The sequence below is a fragment of the Roseicyclus marinus genome (assembly GCF_030163795.1).
Classification (GTDB): Bacteria; Pseudomonadota; Alphaproteobacteria; order Rhodobacterales; family Rhodobacteraceae; genus Roseicyclus; species Roseicyclus marinus.
The window spans coordinates 111965-134619 of the sequence record NZ_JASJOF010000004.1; the positions used below are offsets into that span (position 1 = coordinate 111965).

The 22655-nt window shown below is 65.1% G+C and carries 21 protein-coding genes; 5 read left to right on the top strand and 16 right to left on the bottom strand.

All coding sequences use genetic code 11. The annotated features are described in order from the left end of the window. Positions 1-38: 38 nt before the first annotated feature. The 11 genes from QQK63_RS07655 to QQK63_RS07705 form a co-directional block, all read right to left on the bottom strand. Positions 39-1304, bottom strand: a complete 1266-nt coding sequence (locus QQK63_RS07655; RefSeq protein WP_277823242.1) for an NAD(P)/FAD-dependent oxidoreductase — start codon at positions 1302-1304, stop codon at positions 39-41. Between the two features lie 88 nt (positions 1305-1392). After that, positions 1393-2091, bottom strand: a complete 699-nt coding sequence (locus tag QQK63_RS07660) for a c-type cytochrome (protein ID WP_277823244.1) — start codon at positions 2089-2091, stop codon at positions 1393-1395. Next, positions 2088-3167, bottom strand: a complete 1080-nt coding sequence (locus QQK63_RS07665; RefSeq protein ID WP_336618789.1) for a c-type cytochrome — start codon at positions 3165-3167, stop codon at positions 2088-2090. Before QQK63_RS07665 ends, QQK63_RS07660 begins: the two co-directional genes overlap by 4 nt. A gap of 1 nt (position 3168) precedes the next feature. Continuing rightward, entirely contained in the window at positions 3169-4443 is a 1275-nt protein-coding gene (gene soxC, locus QQK63_RS07670) for a sulfite dehydrogenase (RefSeq protein WP_277823246.1), read from the bottom strand. 31 nt (positions 4444-4474) lie between these two features. Further along, the gene (soxB, locus tag QQK63_RS07675; RefSeq protein ID WP_277823248.1) at positions 4475-6169 is read right to left on the bottom strand and encodes a thiosulfohydrolase SoxB; all 1695 of its coding nucleotides are present in this window, start codon (positions 6167-6169) and stop codon (positions 4475-4477) included. A gap of 84 nt (positions 6170-6253) precedes the next feature. Further along, complete coding sequence (soxA, locus tag QQK63_RS07680; protein WP_277823250.1) at positions 6254-7120, bottom strand: sulfur oxidation c-type cytochrome SoxA; 867 nt, start codon at positions 7118-7120, stop codon at positions 6254-6256. Positions 7121-7165: 45 nt separating this feature from the next. Further along, positions 7166-7495, bottom strand: coding sequence for a thiosulfate oxidation carrier complex protein SoxZ (gene soxZ / locus QQK63_RS07685; RefSeq protein ID WP_277823252.1), 330 nt, complete (start codon positions 7493-7495; stop codon positions 7166-7168). A gap of 28 nt (positions 7496-7523) precedes the next feature. Continuing rightward, on the bottom strand, positions 7524-7946 hold the full coding sequence (gene soxY / locus QQK63_RS07690) for a thiosulfate oxidation carrier protein SoxY (RefSeq protein ID WP_277823254.1): 423 nt from the start codon (positions 7944-7946) through the stop codon (positions 7524-7526). A gap of 42 nt (positions 7947-7988) precedes the next feature. Continuing rightward, on the bottom strand, positions 7989-8468 hold the full coding sequence (gene soxX, locus QQK63_RS07695; protein WP_277823256.1) for a sulfur oxidation c-type cytochrome SoxX: 480 nt from the start codon (positions 8466-8468) through the stop codon (positions 7989-7991). A 109-nt stretch (positions 8469-8577) separates the two neighbouring features. Then, positions 8578-9159: a thioredoxin family protein gene (locus QQK63_RS07700; protein WP_277823258.1), complete on the bottom strand. Its 582-nt coding sequence runs from the start codon at positions 9157-9159 to the stop codon at positions 8578-8580. Between the two features lie 45 nt (positions 9160-9204). Next, complete coding sequence (locus QQK63_RS07705) at positions 9205-9945, bottom strand: cytochrome c biogenesis CcdA family protein (protein WP_277823260.1); 741 nt, start codon at positions 9943-9945, stop codon at positions 9205-9207. Positions 9946-10005: 60 nt separating this feature from the next. On the opposite strand from QQK63_RS07705, the gene QQK63_RS07710 reads away from it, so the two are divergent. From QQK63_RS07710 to QQK63_RS07720, 3 genes are all read left to right on the top strand, one after another. Continuing rightward, positions 10006-10431, top strand: coding sequence for a thioredoxin fold domain-containing protein (locus tag QQK63_RS07710; protein WP_277823262.1), 426 nt, complete (start codon positions 10006-10008; stop codon positions 10429-10431). A 157-nt stretch (positions 10432-10588) separates the two neighbouring features. Beyond that, complete coding sequence (locus QQK63_RS07715) at positions 10589-10891, top strand: ArsR/SmtB family transcription factor (protein ID WP_277823685.1); 303 nt, start codon at positions 10589-10591, stop codon at positions 10889-10891. Between the two features lie 46 nt (positions 10892-10937). Further along, complete coding sequence (locus QQK63_RS07720) at positions 10938-11999, top strand: YeeE/YedE family protein (RefSeq protein ID WP_277823264.1); 1062 nt, start codon at positions 10938-10940, stop codon at positions 11997-11999. A gap of 87 nt (positions 12000-12086) precedes the next feature. On the opposite strand, the gene uvrA is transcribed toward QQK63_RS07720, so the two are convergent. Then, positions 12087-14969, bottom strand: coding sequence for an excinuclease ABC subunit UvrA (gene uvrA / locus QQK63_RS07725; protein ID WP_277823266.1), 2883 nt, complete (start codon positions 14967-14969; stop codon positions 12087-12089). A 73-nt stretch (positions 14970-15042) separates the two neighbouring features. Further along, positions 15043-16179 carry an MFS transporter gene (locus QQK63_RS07730; RefSeq protein WP_277823268.1) on the bottom strand — a complete coding sequence of 379 codons (1137 nt, stop codon included), beginning with the start codon at positions 16177-16179 and terminating at the stop codon, positions 15043-15045. Between the two features lie 171 nt (positions 16180-16350). Here QQK63_RS07730 and QQK63_RS07735 point away from each other — a divergent pair, with 171 nt between their 5' ends. Continuing rightward, the gene (locus tag QQK63_RS07735) at positions 16351-17241 is read left to right on the top strand and encodes a Hint domain-containing protein (RefSeq protein WP_277823270.1); all 891 of its coding nucleotides are present in this window, start codon (positions 16351-16353) and stop codon (positions 17239-17241) included. A 123-nt stretch (positions 17242-17364) separates the two neighbouring features. Next, the gene (locus tag QQK63_RS07740) at positions 17365-19068 is read left to right on the top strand and encodes a VWA domain-containing protein (protein WP_277823272.1); all 1704 of its coding nucleotides are present in this window, start codon (positions 17365-17367) and stop codon (positions 19066-19068) included. A gap of 64 nt (positions 19069-19132) precedes the next feature. Here the strand turns inward: QQK63_RS07740 and lpdA are convergent, their stop codons facing one another. From lpdA to QQK63_RS07755, 3 genes are all read right to left on the bottom strand, one after another. Next, positions 19133-20524 (bottom strand): dihydrolipoyl dehydrogenase, encoded by a 1392-nt coding sequence (gene lpdA, locus QQK63_RS07745; RefSeq protein ID WP_277823274.1) that lies wholly within the window; start codon positions 20522-20524, stop codon positions 19133-19135. 170 nt (positions 20525-20694) lie between these two features. Next, complete coding sequence (locus QQK63_RS07750) at positions 20695-21276, bottom strand: DUF924 family protein (RefSeq protein WP_277823276.1); 582 nt, start codon at positions 21274-21276, stop codon at positions 20695-20697. A gap of 15 nt (positions 21277-21291) precedes the next feature. Then, positions 21292-22605 (bottom strand): MFS transporter, encoded by a 1314-nt coding sequence (locus tag QQK63_RS07755; protein WP_277823278.1) that lies wholly within the window; start codon positions 22603-22605, stop codon positions 21292-21294. Positions 22606-22655: the final 50 nt, after the last annotated feature.

The following is a 22655-nucleotide window of genomic DNA, read 5'->3' on the forward strand; positions in this document are numbered from 1 at the left end:
CGCGGGCGGCACGGAGCCGCCCACGGGGGCCTTGGGTCTCAGGAGAACATGTCGGTCGTGATGGCCCCGTACCAGTCAAGGCTTTCGCGATAGGTCGCCGCCCGCACCTCGGCGGTTTCGTCGACCTGGCTGACGAAGCTGTCCACGCTCACGATGCCCTCGTCGCTGGCCTCGTAGGTCGCGCCGACCTTCACGCCGTCGTCGGTGTCGAGCAAGGACCAGCAGGTGTTCGAATACCGCGCCGGGAAGGCCCGCGATCCGGTCAGCGCCGCAAGGATCGCATTGGCCGCGACCTTGGCCTGGCTGTTGGCCGAGAAACCCGATTTCGGCATCGCGCCCTGTGCGGCCGCATCGCCCAGAACGGTGATGCTGGGATCGATCCGGCTGGTCATGTCATAGGCCGAAACGGGGGCCCAATTACCATCGGTGATGCCCGCGGCAAAGGCGATCTGGCCCGCGCGCTGGCCGGGGATGACGTTGCAGACATCCACGTTCTCGACCACGCCATCGATCGTGACCGTCATCGCCGCCGGATCCACCTCGTAGGTCGATCCACCCATGTCGGGCCCGATCCGGGTGATCATGCCCGAATAATGCCGGTTCCAGCCATCCTCGAACAACCCCTGCTTGGAGAAGCTTTCCTTGGGGTCCACGATCAGGATCTTGGCCGTCGGATTGTTCTCGCGCAGGTAATGGGCCACCATCGAGACCCGTTCGTAGGGGCCGGGCGGGCAGCGATAGGGGTTGGGCGGCGCGACCATGGCGAATGTGCCGCCTTCGGGCATCGCCGCTATCTGCTCGCGCAGCAACTGCACTTGGGTGCCGCCCTTGTAGGCATGGGGCATCCGGCCCTGCGCCGATACCGACCATCCCGGCACGCTGTCTTCGACGAAATCGATGCCGGGCGACAGGACAAGGTGATCATAGGGTACCGTCGCCCCGCTCGCCAGCGAGACGGTCTTGGCATCGCGATCGACGCCCACGGCCCAATCATGGACCACGTTGATCCCATAGCTGGACGCCAGCGTGCCGTAGCCATGGCCGAGGTCGTCATAATCGTAGAAACCACCGATATAGAGATTGCCGAAATAACAGGTCTGATAGATCCGCTGCGGCTCGATCAGGGTCACGTCGACCGCGCCTGCCCCGTCGCGGGCGATGTAGCGCGCGGCCGTGGCTCCCCCGGATCCGCCGCCGACAACGACCACGCGCGGCGCGGATTGCGCACGGACGATCATCGGTGCGGCAAGGCTTCCCACAAGCGCTCCGGTCGTCCCAAGAAACACGCGTCTGTTGATGCTCATGTCTTCCTCCCTTTCTACCCGCTTACCGGGACTTGCGAGGGCGCGCCGGTCTGGTGACGCCCCATGGATCGACACTTCGCCCGCCCGATCACTCGGTCGTTGCGAAATAAGCGGCCAGCGCTGCGATTTCCTCGTCTCCCAATCGCCGCGAGACCATGTTCATCACCTGATGTTCGCGCGTTCCATTTCGATAAGCAACCATTCCCGCGATGAAGGCGGAGGGTGCCAGCCCCCGGATCGACGGAATATCGCCGCCCCCGCTCGGCTGGTGGCAGGCCGTGCATTCCGAGGACAGGTATTCGCCGTAGGGCACGTCGCCCGCGATGGCGACGATGGCGGCAATCTCGGGGTCAAGGGCCACCTCGGTTCCCTGCGTGTCGCCCTCTTCGGCCGCGCCACCCTCGTCCAGCAGGTAGGCGATCAGATCTGCGCGATCCTCTTCGGATCGGATGCCGCGAAAGACCATGCGCGTACCCGGAAAATAGGCGCGCGGGCCTTCAAGAAACCGGTCCAGCGTGTCTTCGTCCCAAATCGCCCCCTCTGCCCCCGCGGCGGCAAGATCTTCCGAGAATTCGTAGCCCGGAACGGCCCCGATCGACCGCCCCACCAGCCCGTTCAGATGGGGGCCGACGCGGTGGACGGCCCCCTCTCCGATCATGTGGCAGGCCTGACAGGGGCGATAGAGCGGCTCGCCCCGTGCCGGGTCGCCTTGGCCAAGCGCCGGGACAGCCGACGCAGCCAGTGTCGCAAAGGCAAACGCGGCAAGACCCGCGCGGGCCGGTGTCATTGAGCGTCGCCCCCCTCTGCCCGGATATACGCGATCATGGCGGCAGCCTCGTCCTCGGACCTCAGCCCGCGGAAAGCCATGCGATTGCCGGGAATGAAACCGCGCGGATCAAGCAAATAGGCCGAAAGCGCCTCGTCGTCCCAAACCATGCCTGCCGCATTCGCTTCGGCAAAGGCGGGCGAATAGCGGAACCCCTCGTGGCTGCCAACGGGCGCGCCATAGGTGTTGTTCAGCATCGGCCCTGTGCGGTTCGTGGCACCCTCCCCGATCTGGTGGCACGACGCGCATTGCCGCCAGAGCGCCTCGCCCGCCGCGACGAGTTCCGGGTCAGGACCGGCCGGTGCCTCGGGCTCGGCCGCTGCGGTTTCGACCACCTCGGCTTCCGCCGCAACCGGCATGGCCTCGGGCGCAGCGGAGGCATCCTCCGCGGTTTCCGGCGTGACGTTCAGAACCGTCGCGCGTGCCGTGATCTCGATGCTTTCCGCGCAATTTTCCATGCAGGGCTCGCCAGCGAACACGGTCAGTTCCGTCGTCGCCCGGTCATCCATGAAAAATGCATCCTCGTTGGGCATCGCCATCTCGAGGAAGTTCTCGTTCGACAATTCGAAATCGTCTTCGACCATATTGTTGAGATACATCAGGTAGGCGACGATTGCATAGACCTCGTCATCCTCCAGCGATTGCGCGGCCCCGTAGGGCATGGCGCGATGCACATAGTCCCAGACGGTCGACAGATAGGGCCAATAGGACCCGATCGTCTTGTGCGGATCCTCGTCGTCGAGCGTGCCGAAGCCCCCGGCCAGAACCGGCCAGCGGCCGACCGCCTCGCCGAAATCGCCGTGACAGGCCGAGCAGTAATCGATGTAGAGCTCTTCGCCCGTGTAGACATCGCCCGACCCCACCGGCAGGCCCTGCCCGTCGGGGCGGATGTCGATGTCCCATGCCGCGACTTCCTCGGGCAAGGCGGTGCGCCCGAGGCCGAAACCGCCCTCGCGGCTCGGGGCGGGGTTTTCCTGCGCAAAGGCGAAGGCCGCGGTGACGACAAGCGCCGTGGACAGCGTGAGGGTTTTCATCATTTCAACCGACTTCGACATTTTCCGCCTCACCCCGTTCGTTGATGGCCCAGGTCTGGATGCCATTGTTGTGGTAGATCGAATTCAGGCCGCGCACCTCGCGCAGCTGATCCTTGGTGGGTTGGACGTAGCCGGTGGAATCATGCGCCCGGCTCTGCAACAGAAGCGGCCGCCCATCCCAGTCGAATTCGAAGTAGAAGCGGTGCATCGACTTGTCGAAAGACGGGCCAGACATGCGCGCCCGGTGCCAGTTGATGCCGCCATCGAGCGTCACATCCACCCGCGGAATCGTGCCCCGGCCGGACCACGCAACGCCCGTCAGGACGGTCGGCCCCGGCCCGTGCAGGATCGGCGCCTGAGGGCTGGGATTGGTGATGACCGATTTCGCGTCCATCTCCCAGGTGAAGCGGCGCGCCTGACCGTCGGCCAGAAGATCGGTGTATTTCGACGTTTCCTCGCGATGGTGCCAGGGCGCGTCACCAACCTCGATCCGGCGCAGCCACTTGACCCACATGTTGCCTTCCCAACCGGGCACGACAAGGCGCAGCGGATAGCCCTGTTCGGGGCGCAGCCTTTCGCCGTTCATATGCGTGGCGACCATGCAATCATCGAGCGCCTTTTCCATCGGGATCGACCGGGTCATGCCGCTGGCATCCGCGCCTTCGGGCAGGATCCAGCTGCCACTCGTGCGCACGCCCGCCTCTTCCAGCAACAGCCGCAGGGGCACGCCGGTATAGACCACGTTGTGGATCATGCCGTGGGTAAACTGCACGCCGTTCAGCTGCGACCCGCGCCATTCCATGCCGGTATTGGCCGCGCATTCGAGGAAATAGGTCCGGTTCTCGCGCGGAAAGCGCATCAGGTCTTCCATGGTGAAGACCAGCGGATTGTCGACCAGACCGTTGATCATCAGCCGGTGCTGGCCGGGATCGATCTCGGCCACACCCGAATGGTGGCGCTCGAAGCACAGCCCATTGGGGGTGATAATCCCCTCCAGCTCGTGAAGCGGCGTGAAATTGACCGAGCTGACGGTATCGGCGGTCAGCCATTCCACGTTGCGGCGCACCACATGCGCCTCGTGCGGCGAGGGCACGCCGTAGGGCGCGGCATCGACGCCCGCACCAAGGTATTGCTGCCAGGGCTGCATCTCCATGATCGCCGGATCGGGCCCCGCGGCCTGCGCATGGGCGAACTTGCCCGCAGCAGCGGCCCCCGTGGCCACGGCGGCCCCTGCCAGAAACTGCCGGCGCGATTGGCTGAATTTCGGACTGTCGGTCATTTTTCGATACCTCTCTGGTCAGGCAGGGGCGTCAGCCGCCCACGACATCGACGGAGTTGTTGGGTTCAAGCGTCACGGTGCCCTGCGCGCGGATGTGGTTTTCCACCACATCCCAGATCGGCGGACCCTCGGTGGCCTGGTTCACGCTGGCCCAGCCGGCAACGACATAAGACTGCTCGGGCTGGACCAATTCGCCGGTGGACAGGAGCGTCATCTCGGTAATGCGGCTTCCTTGTGGCTGGGCCGGGTCGATCCGGTAGCCCATGCCGCCCACCCGCACCATGTCACCGCCCTGTTGGTAATAGGCGTCGGGGTTGAAGATGTTGGCAGCAACGTCTTCCATGATCGTGTGCAGCATCTCGCCCGTCATTTCGGTCCGATAGGCGGCCGGGTAGGTCATGGCGGTGACGTTGTAGATGTCCTCGCGCGTGATTTCCTGTCCCGGCAGGATGGCCGCGCCCCAGCGGAAACCGGGGGACAGCGCGATCTGCGCGTCGCGCTGGCTGATCAGCGCGTCGCAGATCACATCATCCCACGTGCCATTGAAATTGCCGCGCCGGAACAACAGCGATCCCGAGGTGCCGATGACCTCCGACATTTCGGCGGCATAGGGCGCGCGCGTCTCGTCGACCAGCGCCGTCATCTCCGGGTCGGGCTCGATCACGTCGGAGAAAATCGGGATCAACCGGTGGCTGATGCCGCGCATCGCGCCGTCCTGCACATCCAGATCGACACGGCTCACGAACTTGCCGTGGCTTCCGCTCGCAATCAGGAAGGTGTTGCCGACCTGAATGGGCTCGGGCAGCGCGTCATGGGTATGTCCGGTCAGGATCACGTCGATGCCGGGAATGTCGCGCGCGAATTGCCGGTCCACGTCGAACCCGTTGTGCGACAGCAGCACGACCACCTGCGCCCCCGCCGCGCGCACTTCCTCCACCACTTCCGCGATACGGTCGCGGCGCAGGCCGAAACTCAGCTCGGGGAACATCCAACCAGGATTTGCGATCGGCATGTAGGGAAAGGCCTGCCCGATGACGCCGATGGCGGTGCCGTTGCGCTCGAAGATCCTGTAATCGTCGTAGACCGGCTCGTCCCATTCCGCGTCGAAAATATTGGCCCCGAGGAAGGCGGGGTTCACATGGTTCTCGATCAGCTCGTTGACCCGGTCCGACCCGAGCGTGAATTCCCAGTGCGAGGTCATCGCCTCGACACCCAGCGCATTCATCAGCGTGACCATGTCCATGCCCCGCGTCCGCAGGCTGGGCAGCGATCCCTGCCATGTGTCGCCCCCGTCCAGCAAAAGCGCGTGGGGGGCCTGCGCCCGGATCGCCTTGACCACGGTCGAGATCCGGTCAAGCCCACCCATCCTTCCATAGCCTCGCGCCATCGCCTCGAAATCGCTGTAGGTCAGCGCGTAATCCAGCGCGCTGCCCTGCTCGACGCCGAACCGCGCCCGGAATTCGGAGCCCACCAGATGCGGCGGCTGGCCGGCATGGATGCCGACGCCGATGTTGAATTCCGGCTCGCGGAAATAGATCGGCTGGGTCTGGGCGTGCATGTCGGTGATGTGGATCAGCGTCACGTTGCCGGGTCCGCCCTCGCCGATCAGCTGGTCCTGCGTCAGCGATTGCTGCGCGGCCAGCCGCGCCCAGTTGCCGAAGCCCGAAGCCCCGTAAAGGGCCGATGTGGCCAGGGCGGCCTGCACGAAATGGCGACGCGAGATCATGGTTCAACCCCTGATGTTATTCAAGTTATTGAATGTATTGGAACGGACAACGCCCCGGATTGCTCCGGGGCGCTGATCTTGCTGTCAGTTGCGAACGGCCGGGCCTTCGACCGTCAGGCCGTTGCCGCGCGAGGCGACGTAAAGCTCCAGCGCCACGAATTCGGGGCTGCCGACCGCATAGGGTTCGCCGCGCGTGTCGCGAATACAGCCGCGGAAACGGTTGTGGATCGACACGATGTTGGCGTTCTTCAGACGATAGGTCGGGAACCCGTTCACCTGCCCCTGGCTCAGATGGTCTGCCCGGATCAGGTTGCCATAATTGTTCTCATGGCACTGGGCGCAGCTCAGCTCCATCTGGCCGTATTGGGTGTAGTAGATCTCGCGACCCAGTTCCCAAGCCTCGGAAGCGGGGCCATCCATGGCCACGTTCACCGTCTGCCCGCGACCGACCGACGCGATCAGGGCGACCATGTTCCGCATTTCCTGGCTGTCGTAGCCATAAGGCTCCGCCACGCCCATGCGCTCGGTCTGACATTCGAGGATCTGCATCTCGACGGTCTGCACCTCGCCATGCTCCTCATCCCACTGGGGATAGGTGGCGCGGACGCCTGCAAGGCTTTCGGGGTTCTCGTGACACGAGGCGCAACTGTTGCCCTCGGTCCCCATCGCGGTGTTGAACGCCTCGATCCCCTGCTCGACATAAAGCATGCCGGGGTTGTCGAAATCATCCGCCTGCATGGCCCGCGTCTCGTCGGTGCGGAACACCCAGCCGGAATAGATGGTGTCGAACACCCCCGCGAGATGTTCGGGCGGTTCGGTTTCGGTGACGATGGCGATCTCGCCGTTGATGACGAGTTCCCCCCCGGTGCGAATATCGGCAAGGCCGACCCCGGCGGCAAGGACGGCGAGGATCGCCGCCGATGTTCCGCCAAGAAGCGCTTTTCTTGTCATGGCCGTTACTTCCTCCCTTGCGACGGCTTGGTCTGGCAGGTCCGGTCAGGCGACGGTGATATCCGCCGTGTCCGTGTAGACCGAGCCATCGTCATCGTACCAGGTGAACTGGAACGTGCCGGTTTCGTTGACGACTGCGTCGAACTGGAAATACGGGTTGGTCGATACGCCGGGATGGATCTCGACATCGACGACCAGCGCGCCGTTGAACTCGCAGGTGAAGCGGTTGATGATCGACCGCGGGATGACGTTACCGTCGCTGCCGCGGCGCTGACCCGATTCCATCGGGTGGCTGATCAGGGTACGGACCGACACGCTTTCGCCGGCCGTGGCATCGCGCGGAACGCGGACGCGGGGTGTGACATTCTCTGCCATGGTCTCTCTCCTTGTCCTCTCGTTTCGCTCAGCCGCCGCAACCGCCGATGGTCACGCGCACATTCTGGCGGGCCTGCTTGAAGCTGCCGTCGGGCATCCGCGCGATGGCGACCACTTCCTGCTCGCCCGCCAACCGGATCCGGGTGGAAGCCAGCTGCGATCCCGCCGCCGGGCCGTAATTGAAGGTGCAGACATCGGCCTGCGGATTGCCCGCGGCGAGGATCATGATCGCCGCCGCGCCCGGCGCGGTCACCTCGATCGGAACGGTGTTGCCGTTCTCCGCGATTTCGGGCGCGATCAGCGTGATGCCGTCGCTGCCCATGTCAGCCCCCGCGGTGAAAGCCTGAATGGCTTCGTCGAGAGTGGCGGCATTGGCGAGATGCGGCAGGCCTGCGAAGGCGGCAAGAACCGCCAGCCCGGAGCCGACGAATTGCCTGCGTGTCTGGGTCATGAGATCAGTCTCCTTGGTCTCGGGGTTACGGGGCCGACCGGCTCAATAGTCGGTCAGCGTCATCAGGAACGCGATAATGTCCTCGATCTGCTGCCCCTCGAGAATTGGCTGCAGATCCGCAGGCGCGGGCCGCGTGGTGAAGGCATCGCCGGGCCGGGTGAACCCCGACACCTTGTAGAAGGCGGGCATGATCGAGTCGGGGAAGGTCATGTCGGCATTGACCAACAGGCCCCGCAACGCGGGCTCTTCCCACCGCGTCGCCACCCCGTCGAGCACAGGGCCGACCTCGCCGTGCCACGGCTCGTCCGAAAGTGCCGACACCGCGTGACAGGCCAGGCAATTGCCACCCGATCTGCTTGCGAAAATTTCGGCCCCGCGTGCGGCGTCCCCCGGAACCCCTGTCAGGCTTTCGAAAACTTCCCCGTATTCGCTCATAACCACGTCGTCGGGGGCGATGACATCGGCTTGAACACTCGTCGCAGCCAAGGCAATGCCGGCCGCCATAAGCATCTGGCGCTTCACTGTAGTTCCTCCCTTGGGACCGAGTCACCGGCCTCCGGTATACCGTAGTATTGCTCACCTTGTGATTGCAAGAACACTTTCAGATTTTTGCATGTGATATCTGCGGACGTCATTCCACGGCGCCGGCCGCGGCCTGTTCGGCGAACATACGGGCATGATATCGTTGGAAATCTTCTTCGCCCTCGTAGCCTTCCTCCAGAACCCAGTTCAGCATGTTGAACGTCGTCCAGCGGCCGAAGGCACCCGGCATGACCACCGCCGCGGCCTCCATACCGGTCACGCCTTCGGGCACATCCTCGGGAAAAAACAGGATCGTCGGCGTGAACAGGTTGCGCCAGCGCCGGGCGATCTCGCGCTCCTCCATCGTCTCGCCATCGAAATCCGTCACCTCGGTGGACCCATGCATGTTGATGCGCAGGACGTAGAAATCCTCTTCCAGCATCCGCAGGATGTCGGGCTCGACCCAGACCTCTTCGTGCATCCGCGAGCAATAGATGCAGCCGCGCTGCTCGATCATGACCATCAGGCGCTGGCCATTTGCATTGGCCTCGTCCAGATCCTCGCGCAGGTCGAGAAACGTCTCCTCGATCCAGGGCGCGATATGCAGCCCGTCATCGCCCACTTCGGCCCCTGCCGCGCCCGACAGGGCAAGCGTGGCGCCAACAATCACTCCGGTCAGTCTTGCGAACATGTCTCCAGGGCCTCCTCTTCCCCGTCTGCCGTTGCGCGATGGACCTTACCCGATGGTCTGGAACACCTCGAACGTCTCGATCATCCACTGCCCCACATACAGCAGCGCGTTGGTGGCGATCAGCACGCCGAACACGACCAGCGCGCCCCCCATCACCTTTTCCACTGTACCCAGATGCCGCCGGAACTGCCGCATCAACCGCATGAACGGCCCCACGAATCCCGCCGCCAGCACGAATGGCAAGGTCATCCCGATCCCGTAGGCGAACAGCAACTGCATCCCCTGCCCCGCCGTATCCGTCGTGCCCGCCATGAACAGGATCGCCGCCAGCACCGGCCCGACGCAGGGCGTCCATCCAAAGGCAAAGGCCAGCCCGATCACATAGGCCCCGCCAAGCCCGAGGTTCGCGGTGTCGCCCGGCTCCGCCCGCAAGCTGCGGTTCAGAAAGCCGATCCGGATCACGCCCAAAAAATGCAGGCCCATGCCGATGATCATCGCCGCCGCCACGTAGCGCAGCACGTCGAACCAGTCGCGCAGCACCTGACCAAAGAACGAGGCCGAAGCCCCCAATGCCACGAACACCGTCAGAACGCCCGCCGCGAACATCATGGCCCCCGTCACGGCCCGCACCCGCGTCGCCCGCGTGATCGCGCCGCCCTGCGCCACTTCGGCCGCGCTCATGCCGCCCAGATAGCTCAGGTAAAAGGGCACCATCGGCAGAATGCAGGGTGACAGGAACGACAACAGACCCGCCAGAAAGGCCCCGCTCAGCGAAATGTCGAACATCGGGATTCCTGCTTCAAGCTGGCGTGGACTTCACATTCAAGAATTCATATTAAAGAGGCCATGAGAGTTACGTCAACGTCGCACCTTGCCCGGATCAGACATTCCCTGGCTGCTCTGCTGGCAGCCGTGGTGATCCTCGTGGCCCAACCGCACGCCGCGCAGGCGCAGGATTGGGAACTGGTCCTGATCGAACAGCACGGCTGCGCCTATTGCGCGCGCTGGAACCGCGACGTGGCCCCCGAATATCCGCTCACCCCCGAGGGCCGCTTCGCGCCACTACGCCGCGTCGACCTGCGCCAACCCCTGCCCGACGATCTGGCCTTCGACACCCGCCCCGTCTTCACCCCCACCTTCATCCTGATGCGCGACGGGGCCGAGGTGTCGCGCCTCGAAGGCTATCCGGGCGAGGATTTCTTCTGGGGCCTTCTCGGACGGATGCTCGACACGGCCGATGCGGCATGGATGACACGGAACGCCGACGGATGACCCCAAGCCGCCACAGCCCTCTTGCCCTGCCGCGATGCGGCATGATTTGTTCCCCGCAAGGGAGTGCATCATGAACCTGCACCACGACAGGTCCGAGATCGACAAGACCAACAACGCCTCGCAGGCCCCGTCCATCCTGCCCCGGCTCGACGAGCCGATGGATGACGCCACCTGGAACCGCATCCGCACCAATGCGCAGACGGCCTCCGATTTCCTCAAGGCCATCAGCCACGAGGGGCGGCTGATGATCCTGTGCTCGCTGGCCAATGGCGAGAAATCCGTGGCCGAGATCGAGGCGATGCTCGCCTCCCGGCAGGCCGCCGTCTCCCAACAACTCTCGCGCCTCCGCCTCGAGGGTCTGGTGACCGCCCGCCGCGACGGCAAACAGATCTATTACCGTTTGACAGACGAACGGGCGCGCCTGATCATCGAGCGTGTCTACGAGTTGTTCTGCACCTGACCCCGCGCCTTGAGACCGGCGTTCGGTCGGGTCGAAGGGAGGGAACATGCTCGACGTTTTGGGAGAGGCTTGGTCGATCACCCTGATCGGCCTTGCCGGTGGCATCGTCCTCGGCCTTGCCGCTCGGCTGGGTCGCTTTTGCACGCTTGGCATGGTCGAAGATGCCCATTTCGGGCAGGACCGCACCCGGCTCTGGATGTGGGTGGTGGCGCTCGGCGCCGCGATGACCGCCAATTTCGCCGCCGAAGGCGCGGGCCTGATCCGGCTGCACCAGGCGATCTACCTCTACAACGGCTTTACGCTGGCCGGTGCCGCGCTCGGGGGTCTCCTGTTCGGCTATGGCATGGCGCAGGCGGGCAATTGCGGCTTCGGGATGCTCGCCCGGCTTGGCGGCGGCGACCTGCGCGCCATGGTGATCGCCCTTGTCATGGGCGTGGCCGCCTATGCGATGCTTTCCGGTCCGCTGGCCGCCCTGCGTGAACGGCTCTTCCCGATCGACCAACACCCAGACGCCGCGCAAGGCTGGGCGCATCTTCTGGGCGGTGCCACCGGCCTGCCCAGTTGGACGATCGGCGGCGCGCTCGGTCTTGTCATCCTGATCGCCGCCGCCCTCTCGCTCCTGCGCTCGGGTCGACACGGGGAACTCGGCTGGGGTCTTGTCGCGGGGCTCGCCATCAGCAGCGGGTTCCTTGGCACGGCCCATGTCGCCAATACCGGCTTCGACCATTGGCTCGTCCATTCCCACAGCTTCACCGCCCCCGTAGGCGACACGATCCGCTACACGATGTCCTCCTCGGGGCTGGAGCCCGATTTCGCCATCGGCTCCGTCTTCGGCGTCGTGATCGGCGCTTTCCTCGGCTCCCTCATCCGCGACGGCTTCCGCTGGGAGGCCTGCGAGGATCCGCGCGAGCTCAAGCGCCAGATGGGCGGCGCGGTCCTGATGGGCTTCGGCGCGGTGCTGGCAGCGGGCTGCTCGATCGGCCAGGGCCTCTCGGCGTTGTCGCTCCTGTCTTTCCACGCCCCCGTGGTCGCCCTGACGATCTGGTTCGGCGCATGGGTCGGCCTGCGCCAACTGATCCTCGGCCACGGTCTGGCGCGGGAATTCTGACCGCATACGGCAGGCCTGAAAGCCACCGCCTCCCCTCATCTTCCCCGAAATACGGCCGCCGGAGGCTCCCGCCCCCGACGCGCTTGCCTACTCCGCCGCGTGCTTGCGCGGTTTCAGCATCGGACCCAGATACCGTCCGGTATGCGACCGCTCGACCTCGGCCACCTCTTCGGGCGTTCCGACAGCCACGATCTCGCCGCCCCCGTCCCCGCCTTCCGGGCCGATGTCGATGATCCAGTCGGCGGTCTTGATCACGTCGAGGTTATGCTCAATCACCACCATGGAATTGCCCTGCTCGACCAGCTCGTGCAGCACCTCCAAAAGCTTCTTCACATCCTCGAAATGCAGGCCCGTGGTCGGCTCGTCGAGAATGTATAGCGTCCGGCCCGTCGACCGTTTCGCCAATTCCTTCGACAGCTTCACCCGCTGCGCCTCGCCCCCCGACAGGGTCGTGGCTTGCTGGCCGACCTTGATATACCCAAGGCCCACCCGCACCAGCGCATCCATCTTCTCACGGATCGACGGCACCGCCTTGAAGAACTCCTGCGCATCCTCGACCGTCATGTCGAGCACATCGGCGATGGACTTGCCCTTGAACTGCACCTCCAGCGTCTCGCGGTTGTAACGCTTGCCCTTGCAGGTCTCGCAGGTGACGTAAACGTCGGGCAGGAAATGCATCTCGATCTTGATGACGCCATCGCCCTGACAGGCCTCGCAGCGGCCGCCCTTCACGTTGAAGGAAAACCGCCCCGGCTTGTAACCGCGCGTCTTCGCCTCGGGCAGGCCCGCGAACCAATCCCGGATCGGCGTGAAGGCCCCGGTATAGGTCGCCGGATTCGACCGCGGCGTGCGCCCGATGGGGCGCTGGTCGATGTCGATCACCTTGTCCAGATGCTCCAGCCCCTTGATCGTCTCGCAAGGCGCGGGCGTCTGGCGGGCCCCGTTCAGCTTCATGGAGGCCGTCTTGAACAGGGTCTCGATGGTCAGGGTCGATTTCCCCCCGCCCGAAACCCCCGTCACGCAGACGAACTTGCCCAGCGGAAACTCCGCCGTGACCTCGCGCAGGTTGTTGCCCGTGGCCTTCACCACGGTCAGCTTCTTGCCATTGCCCTTGCGCCGCGTGGCGGGCACCCCGATCTCGCGCGCGCCCGACAGGTATTGCCCGGTCAGTGACGCCGGGTCCGCCGTGATCTCGGCAGGTGTCCCGCGCGCCACGATCTGCCCGCCATGCACGCCCGCGCCCGGCCCGATGTCGAACACGTAATCCGCCTCGCGGATCGCCTCTTCGTCATGCTCGACCACGATCACCGTATTGCCTTGGTCGCGCAGGTTCTTGAGCGTCCCCAACAGCCGGTCATTGTCGCGTTGGTGCAAGCCGATCGACGGCTCGTCCAGCACATAGAGCACGCCGGTCAAGCCCGACCCGATCTGGCTCGCCAGCCGGATGCGCTGGCTCTCGCCCCCCGACAGCGTGCCCGCATTGCGCGCCAGCGTCAGGTAATCGAGACCCACATTGTTCAGGAACCCCAACCGCTCGCGAATTTCCTTCAGGATGGCGCGCGCGATCTCGTTCTTCTGCGCGCTGAGGCTTCCGGGCACGCTCTCGACCCAAGCCAGCGCCTCCTTGATCGACATCTGGACGACCTCGCCCACATGCAACCGCGCCGTGGCGGGCCCTTTCGCAGGTCCGATCTTGACCGCCAACGCTTCGGGCCGCAGCCGGTAGCCGCCGCAGGCGCCGCAGGGGCGGTTGTTCTGGTATTGCTCGAATTCCTCGCGGATCCATGCGCTATCGGTCTCGCGGTAGCGGCGCTCCATGTTGGGGATCACCCCCTCGAAGGTGCGCTTGACCTGATAGACCCGGCCGCCCTCGTCGTAGCGGAACTGGATTTCCTCTTCGCCCGACCCGCGCAGGAACACCTGCTGCACCTCGGCGGGCAGATCCTTCCACGGCGTCTTCGCCTTGAACCCGTAATGCCGCGCGATGGCCTCGATCGTCTGGGTGAAATAGGGCGACTTGCCCTTGCGCCACGGCGCGATGGCGCCGTTTTCGAGGCTCAGCGCCGCATCGGGCACCATCAGCCGCTCGTCGAAAAACAGCTCCATCCCCAACCCGTCGCAGGTCGGACAGGCCCCGAAAGGCGCGTTGAACGAAAACAGGCGCGGCTCGATCTCGGGAATGGTGAAGCCCGACACCGGACAGGCGAAATTCTCGGAAAAGGTGATGCGCTCGGGATCTCCCTCCGACGGGGCCGTCTCAAGGATGGCGATCCCATCCGCAAGGTCCAGCGCCGTGCGGAAACTGTCGGCCAGCCGCGTCTCGATCCCCTCGCGGACGACGATCCGGTCCACCACAACGTCGATGTCATGGCGGAATTTCTTGTCGAGCGTCGGCGGCTCGTCCAGTTCGTAAAAGGCCCCGTCGACCTTCACCCGCTGGAACCCCTGCTTGCGCAGCTCCAGGAATTCCTTGCGGTATTCGCCCTTGCGGTCCCGCACGATGGGGGCCAGCAGATAGGCGCGCGTCCCCTCCTCCATGGCCATCACGCGGTCGACCATGTCTTGCACCTGCATCGCCTCGATGGGCTGGCCGGTCGCAGGGCTGTAGGGCGTGCCCGCCCGCGCGAACAAGAGGCGCATGTAGTCGTAGATTTCCGTCACCGTGCCCACGGTCGACCGGGGGTTCTTGCTCGTCGTCTTCTGCTCGATGGAAATCGCGGGCGACAGGCCCGAGATGTGATCCACATCGGGCTTGCCCATCATGTCGAGGAATTGCCGCGCATAGGCCGACAGGCTCTCGACATAGCGCCGCTGCCCCTCGGCATAGATCGTGTCGAAGGCAAGACTCGACTTGCCCGACCCCGACAGGCCGGTGATCACAACCAGCTGGTCGCGCGGAATATCAAGGTCGATATTCTTGAGGTTGTGCTCGCGCGCCCCGCGCACCTCGATATGCTTTTGCTCCGGCATGACCGACCCCTGTTAACGGACTCGCAACAGATAGTCCCGCCGTGCCGAGTCTCCAACCCAAAAATCGGAACGTTCAGTGAACATCTCCGCCCGCGGCGGCACGATAGGCAAGGCCCGTGGCCAATGCCCCGAAAATACCCACCGCGATGGCCAGGGGCAGGCTTGCCCCCACGCCCAGCGCGGCCAGAACCGGAGTGCCGGCAAAGGTGCCTATATTGCCCAGCTGCGCCAGCGCGCCATTGGACAACGCCCGATCCGCATCCTCGGCATTGAGCCATGGCACGGCGGCAAAACCCCCGCCCGCCACCACGCCCGAGACCAGCATCGCAAGAACCGACAGCGCCGCCGCCCATCCCGGCAGGATCATCGCCAGCGCGAAAATCCCCGCCATGGCGACAAATCCCCCCACGACCAATGCGCCGGGCGCGATCACCCGCGCCAGCCCTCCCGCCACCAGCGACCCCGCGATCCCCACCACGGGCAGAACCGGCGACAGCCAATCCGCGCCCAGGGCCGCAGGCAGGTAGGTCACCAGCGCCAGAAAGGCAAAAGCGTAGATCCCATGGCCCAGCGCCGGCGCGAACAGGCGCGGATTGCGGTAGATCGCGACATGATCGGCCAGACGCGGCAGGGCGCGCCGCTCCGCCGCGATGCCCCTCGGCAGCATCCGCCACAGGACCAGACCGATCAGCGCCGCCAGCGCCGCATGCCAGCCGTATACCGCCCCCGCAGCCTCGCCCACGACCAGCGCCGCCAAGGCAAAGCCCACGCCGAAAAACGTGGCCCAGAGCCCCATCACCAGCCCCCGGTCGCGCGGCGCGGCGATGGCGGCCATCAGCGTGGGGATCGCCACCACCAGAACCAGATGCCCCACCCCTTCCACCACGCGTAGGCCCATCAGCACGGGAAAGGGCGGCAAAAACGCCTGCCCCGCCCCCGCAAGCGCCGACAGCGCCAGCGCGATCAGGATCGCCCGGCGCGGCCCAAGGCTGGCCGTGACACCCCCCGCCAGCACCCCGAACAGGACGCCGATCACCGCCACCGCTGACACGGCAAAGGCCACGGGCCAACCCGGATAGGCGACGGCCAGTGGTCCCAGCGTGAGCGAGACCTTGGCGAATTGCCCCGCCGCGATCAGCCCTGCGCCGTAAAGCGCGGCCACCAGCGCCCAGGGCGTGCGATGCTCAAGATGGGGGATGGGCCTGTCCATGCGCCTGCTTGGCCGGGGATGGCTCCGGGGTCAAGCGGCACCTCGCCAGCACAGCCGGGGCGCTCACGGCACCGTGACGGGCCGCCCGAAAAAGGCGCTTTTCCCTACCTTTACACGGCCTGCCGCTCGGATATCCAAATTCCGTGTAATTGGTTAACGAGTGAGTCTGACATGACCCCGGCCCGCGAGACCTATGCCTACCTAGCGGAACTGACAGGCAGTCCGGAAACCGGGTTCACCGTCGGAGCCTTCAATGGCCCCACCGGGGGCAGTTACCTCGAGGAATTCGACAGCAACGGGATCGCCGATATCGGTGACTTGCTCTTTTGGTCAGGCTTCAATTTCCCGGTCACGCTCGAGGGCTTTTCCGCAACGGGCGATCCCGTTTTGAGGTTGAGCCGCAGATACTATCTCGTTTCCGACACCCCCCTGACGACCGGCGCGAACATCGGCTTCACGACCACGGGCACCTATGCCTTCTGCTTCGCCCCCGGCACCGGCATCGCCACGCCTGCGGGCGAGGTGCCGGTCGAACACCTCCGCATCGGCGACACGATCCTCACCGCCGATGGCCGCGCGGTTCCCGTCCGCTGGATCGGGCGGCAGACGCTCTCAAAGCTCTTCGCCGGTGACCGCGCGCGGCCCGTCCTGATCCGGGCGGGCGCGCTTGGGCAGGGCCTGCCGCACCGCGACCTGATCGTCACCGCCGATCACGGCATGATCCTCGATGGCTTCGTCATCAACGCGGGCGCGCTCGTGAACGGCACGACGATCACCCGCGTCCCCCTCTCAGATCTGCCCGCGCGCGTCACATATTACCATGTCGAGACGGCGTCCCATGACGTGATCCTCGCCCAAGGTGCTGCGGCCGAAACCTTCGTCGATTACGCAGGCCGTGCCGCCTTCGACAACCACGCCGACTATCTCGCGCGGTACGGCCATGCTTCCCCCATCCCCGAAATGACCCGGCCCCGGATCACGACCGCCCGCCATATCCCCGCAGCCCTGCGCGCAAGGCTCGGCCTGCAGGGCGCGGCCCCGACCTTGCGCCGTTCTGTCTGAAACGCCCGCGCCCGTCCGCGCGGGAAAACGAGGTAGGAATTCCTCCGTTTGGGATTGGCCGAGCGTGGGTTACCCTCGCCCATGAGCCCGTGCCTGTTCGCCCGTAAAGAGGACTTTGCCCCGATGCGCGCCTTCCTTCTCGCCCTCCTGACCCTCGCCCTTCTGCCCCTCGCCGCCCCGGCGCAGCAGGCGGACCGACCCAACACGATCCTCGTCCTCGACGGGTCGGGATCAATGTGGGGCCAGATCGACGGCACGAACAAGATCGTCATCGCGCGCAACGTCATCGCCGAACTTCTGGCCGACATGCCCGATGACACCTCGCTCGGCCTTACCGTCTATGGCCACCGCGAACGCGGCTCCTGCACCGACATCGAAACGATCGTGGCCCCCGCCCCCTTCACGCAAGACCGCATCCTCGAGGTGGTGAACGCCCTCAACCCCCGCGGCCGAACGCCCATGACCGATGCCGTGCTCGCCGCCGCCCAATCCCTGCGCTACACCGAGGAGGCGGCGACCGTCATCCTCGTCTCGGACGGAATCGAGAACTGCAACCCCGACCCCTGCGCCATCTCCCGCGCGATGGAAGAGGCCGGGATCGCCTTCACCGCCCATGTGATCGGCTTCGACGTCGCCTCCGAACCCGAGGCGCGCGCCCAGATGCAATGTATCGCCGAAAACACCGGCGGGATGTTCCTGACCGCCGACAATGCCGCCGAATTGTCCAGCGCGCTGCAACAGGTTGTGGCCGCCGCGCCCGTCGTGGAACCGCCGCCCCCGCTGACCGTCACCCTCAGCGCGCGGCGCGACAGCGCCAGTGGCCCGCTCATCGCCGATCCCGTGACCTGGGAACTGTCCCCGATGCCCGAAACCTTCACCTCGGACATGATGAACCCGCTCTCGATCACCCTCGACCCCGGCACCTATGCCGTCACCGCCTACTGGACGGCGCAGGAAGTGTCGCAAACGGTTTCCATCACGCTGGACGACCAATCGCTTGACGTAGCGCTTGTCTTCGAAACACCCCTGCCGACCGCGACGCTGTCGGCGCCTGCCAGCGCCGTGGCGGGAACCTCGATCATGGTCGGCTGGACCGGTCCGGATGCGGAGGACGATTTCATCGGCATCGGCCTGCGCGGGGCCGAAGGCCGCGCCCTTTGGCGGAACTGGACCTACACCGCCGACGGCACCCCCCTCGGCCTGTTGATCCCGCCCGAACCCGGCGATTACGTGATCAGCTATTTCATCAACGATGGCACCGATGTGATCGCCACCGCGCCCATCACCGTCACACCGGCCGCCATCACGCTCACCGCGCCCGCCACAGCCATGGCGGGAACCACCCTCGAAATCGGCTGGACCGGCCCCGATTACGAGGGGGATTTCATCGGCATCGGACCTGTTGGCGCCGAAAACCGCGACCGCTGGCAGCACTTCGCCGATGTGGAAACCGGCCTTCCCGCGCGGATCGCCGTACCGGCTGAGCCGGGCGACTACCTGATCGGCTATTACGCAGGTCAGGATTATAGCCAGATGGCCACTGTCCCGCTGACCGTGACCCCGACCAACGCAAGCCTCACAGCCCCCACCGAAGCCGCGGCGGGCAGCACGATCGAGGTCGGCTGGACCGGCCCCGGCAATGACGGCGATTACATCGGGATCGGTCTGGCGGATGGGTCGGATTCCGGCTGGGCATCCTACAGCTACACCCGGGACGGAAACCCCGCCCTCCTGACCCTGCCCGAAGCCCCCGGCGCCTATGTCCTGCGCTATTTCCTCGGCGTCGATTACACCAGCATCGTCGAGGTTCCGATCACGGTGAAATAACCGCTGCGCCAAAAGCGAAAGGGCGGCCCCGGCGGCCGCCCTTTTTCCTGTCCGGGTACGATCCTCAGATGTGGATCGCCCGCCCATAGGCGTCGAGAACGCTCTCGTGCATCATTTCCGACAGGGTCGGATGCGGGAAAACCGTTTCCATCAGGTCGGCCTCGGTCGTCTCCAGCTTCTGCCCCACGACATAGCCCTGGATCAGTTCGGTGACCTCCGCGCCCACCATATGCGCGCCCAGCAATTCGCCCGTCTTGGCGTCGAAGACCGTCTTGATCATCCCCTCGGGCTCGCCCAGCGCAATCGCCTTGCCGTTCCCGATGAAGGGGAAGCGGCCGACCTTGACCTCGTAGCCCCTTTCCTTGGCCTTGGCCTCCGTCAGACCCACGCTCGCCACCTGCGGGTGGCAATAGGTGCAGCCCGCGATCTGCTCGGGCTTCACCGGATGCGGATGCCCGCCCGCGATCAACTCGGCCACCATCACGCCCTCGTGGCTCGCCTTGTGCGCCAGCCACGGCCCGTTGGTCGCATCCCCGATGACGTAAAGCCCCTCGACGCCCGAACGGCAATATTCATCCGTCACCACGAAACTGCGGTCGATCTTGGCACCCAGCGCCTCCAGCCCCAGTCCTTCGGTATTGGCCACGATCCCCACTGCGGAAATCACCGTGTCGAAGTCATGCGTCTCGACCTTGCCGCCCACCTCGATATGCGCCGTGACCTTGTCGGCCCCGCGGTCCAGCTTCTTCACCATGGCCTTGGCCATGATCTTCATGCCCTGTTTCTTGAACGACTTCTCGGCAAAGGCGGAAATCTCGGCATCCTCGACGGGCAGGATGCGGTCCAGCACCTCCACCACGGTCGTATCCGCGCCCAGCGTGTTGTAGAAGCTCGCGAATTCGATCCCGATCGCACCCGACCCGATCACCAGCAGTTTTTTCGGCATATGCGGCGGCACCAGCGCGTGCTTGTAGGTCCAGACGCGCTTGCCATCGGCCTCAAGCCCCGGCAATTCGCGGGCCCGCGCGCCGGTGGCAAGAATGATGTTCTTGGCTTCCAGCTCTTCGGTGCCCTTGTCGGTCTTGACCGAAACCTTGCCCTTGGCGGGCAGGGTCGCCGCCCCCATGAAAACCGTGACCTTGTTCTTCTTCATCAGGTGGCCGACGCCCGAATTCAGCTGTTTGGCCACCCCGCGCGAGCGTTTGACCACCGCGTCCAGATCGTAGGAGATATTGTCGGCCTTCAGCCCGAATTCCTTGGCCCGGTGCATCAGGTGATACACTTCCGAGGACCGCAGCATCGCCTTCGTCGGGATGCACCCCCAGTTGAGGCAGATGCCCCCCATGTGCTCGCGCTCCACGATGGCCACCTTCAGGCCCAACTGGCTGGCGCGGATGGCGGCGACATAGCCCCCCGGCCCCGCGCCGATCACGATCACGTCGAATGTCTGTGCCACGGGTCGTTCTCCTCCCGGAATTCCATTTGTTCAACGTTAAACAAATTCTTGCGCTCCGGGCAATCGCCGCCCTGTCGCAGGCCGGTTTGCATCGGGTGCAAGGCTGACGGCCCGAGGCGTCGCGCATTGCCCCGGAAAAACGTCGCCCAAAGCCGCCGCTTTCGCCCCGCTCACGCGGCCTCCAGCTCCTTCAGGATCGCGCCATAACCGCCCCCCGACAGGAACGCCTCCTCCGCAGGGGTCGACACCCGGCTCAAAGCCTCGTTGCGATAGGGAAACCGCCCATAACGCCGGATCACTTCCCGGTGGACCCGTGCATGGAGCAGGTTGTCGCCCTCCTCCATCCGCGCCTTGAACAGACGCACGCTCCGGTCCTGATGGGTCAATTGCTCGGAATGCATGAAGGGCATGTAAAAGAATTGCCTGAGCGGCGGAGGGGTCCGCATGTCCCACCCATGCCCCAGCGCCATATCCGCCATCCTGAGTGCGCGGGCATCGGTGGCAAAGGCCTGCGGGCGTTGCCGGAACATGTTGCGCGGAAGCTGATCGAGCAAGATCAACAGCGCCAGCGCGCCTCGCGGCCCCGCCGCCCAACCGTCGCAGGCACCTTCGGCGGCACTGTCCCACAGCGCCCCGAACCGGTCGCGGATGGTGCGGTCGAACCCGTCGTCCTGCTTGTACCACATCTCCGGCCCGGCCTCTTCCCAGAAGGTCAGGACCTCGCCCGCGCGGTTCGCCTTGGTCTTGAGCATCCTGCCCCCCGGTGATCACGGTCGCGGGGTCGACGTCTCCTCGCCCGCGTCCTGCTGCTGTTCCTCGGCCATGACCTCGGCCGCCTCCACATACAACCCTTGCGCGGCCTCGACCGCAACAGGCGATGCTGCACCGGGCAACAGATTGGCATAGGGCACCGCGTCGTAGGAATCCTCCTCCACGGCATAGGCCGAGGCGCGTTGCGTCATCCGCCACACGCCGTAAAGCGCCGTGGCAAACAGGATCATGGCCAGAACCAGCCAGAACCCCTGCGCCCCGATGCGCCCCATCACGAGACCCATCACAGGCGGCCCCGCAATCGCGCCCAAGCCGTTGACGAACAGCAACCCACCCGAGGCTGCGGGCATTTCCTGCGGCGACAGGTAGTCGTTGGTATAGGCGATCAACAGCGCATACAGCGGCTGCGACAGCCCCCCCGACAACACCCCCACCGCCAAAAGCACCGGGTAGATGTGGCCAAAGAACAGCCCGACGAGGCAGATACAGCCCGACACCGCGGCGCAGCTCACGATCAGCACCCGCCGGTCCATCCGGTCCGACAGCCAGCCGATCGGATACTGGAAAATGATCCCCCCGATGAAGATCGTGGAGCTGAAGGCCGCCAATTGCCCAAGGCTCAATCCCGCCTCGGTGGCGAAAACCGCCGCCATGGCGAATTGCCCGGCAAAGACACTGCCCATCAGGCACATGCCGACCACGCCGAAGGGCGAGGATTTGTAGAGCGCCTTGAGGCTCATCGCACTTGTCTGCGCAAAGGCGGGCGCAGGCTGCACCGACAACAAGATCGGCGCGAAACTCAACGACACGAGGATCGAGGGGATGATGAACAAAAGCCACCCTGTCGGATCGCCCGCCGACAAGATGCCCTGTGCCGCCACCAGCCCCACCATCTGGCACAAGACATAGGCCGACAGCGATTGCCCCCGCGTCTCGTTGGTCGCCGCATCGTTGAGCCAGCTTTCAGCGGTCACATAGACCCCCGACAGGCTGAACCCCAGAACCACGCGCAGCACCATCCAGGCATAGGGATCGGTCAGGACCGGATAGGAAATCAGCGTCGCCGAGATCAACGAGCCCAGCGCCGCAAAGACGCGCACATGCCCGACCTTGGCGATGAAGATCGGCGCGAATCGTGACCCACCGAGGAAACCGACGAAATAGGCCGAGGCGATGAGCGAGATCTGAAAGGTCGAAAACCCTTCGATCGCACCCCTCACACCCATCAGCGAGCCCTGCAAACCATTGCCGATCTGCAAAAGGAACATGCCCAAAAGCAGCGCCCAAGAGCTGCGGAGAACGTGGATCATGTCGCTTGGCCTTTCCGATGTCTGGCCCGATGACGATCAGGCGGGGGACC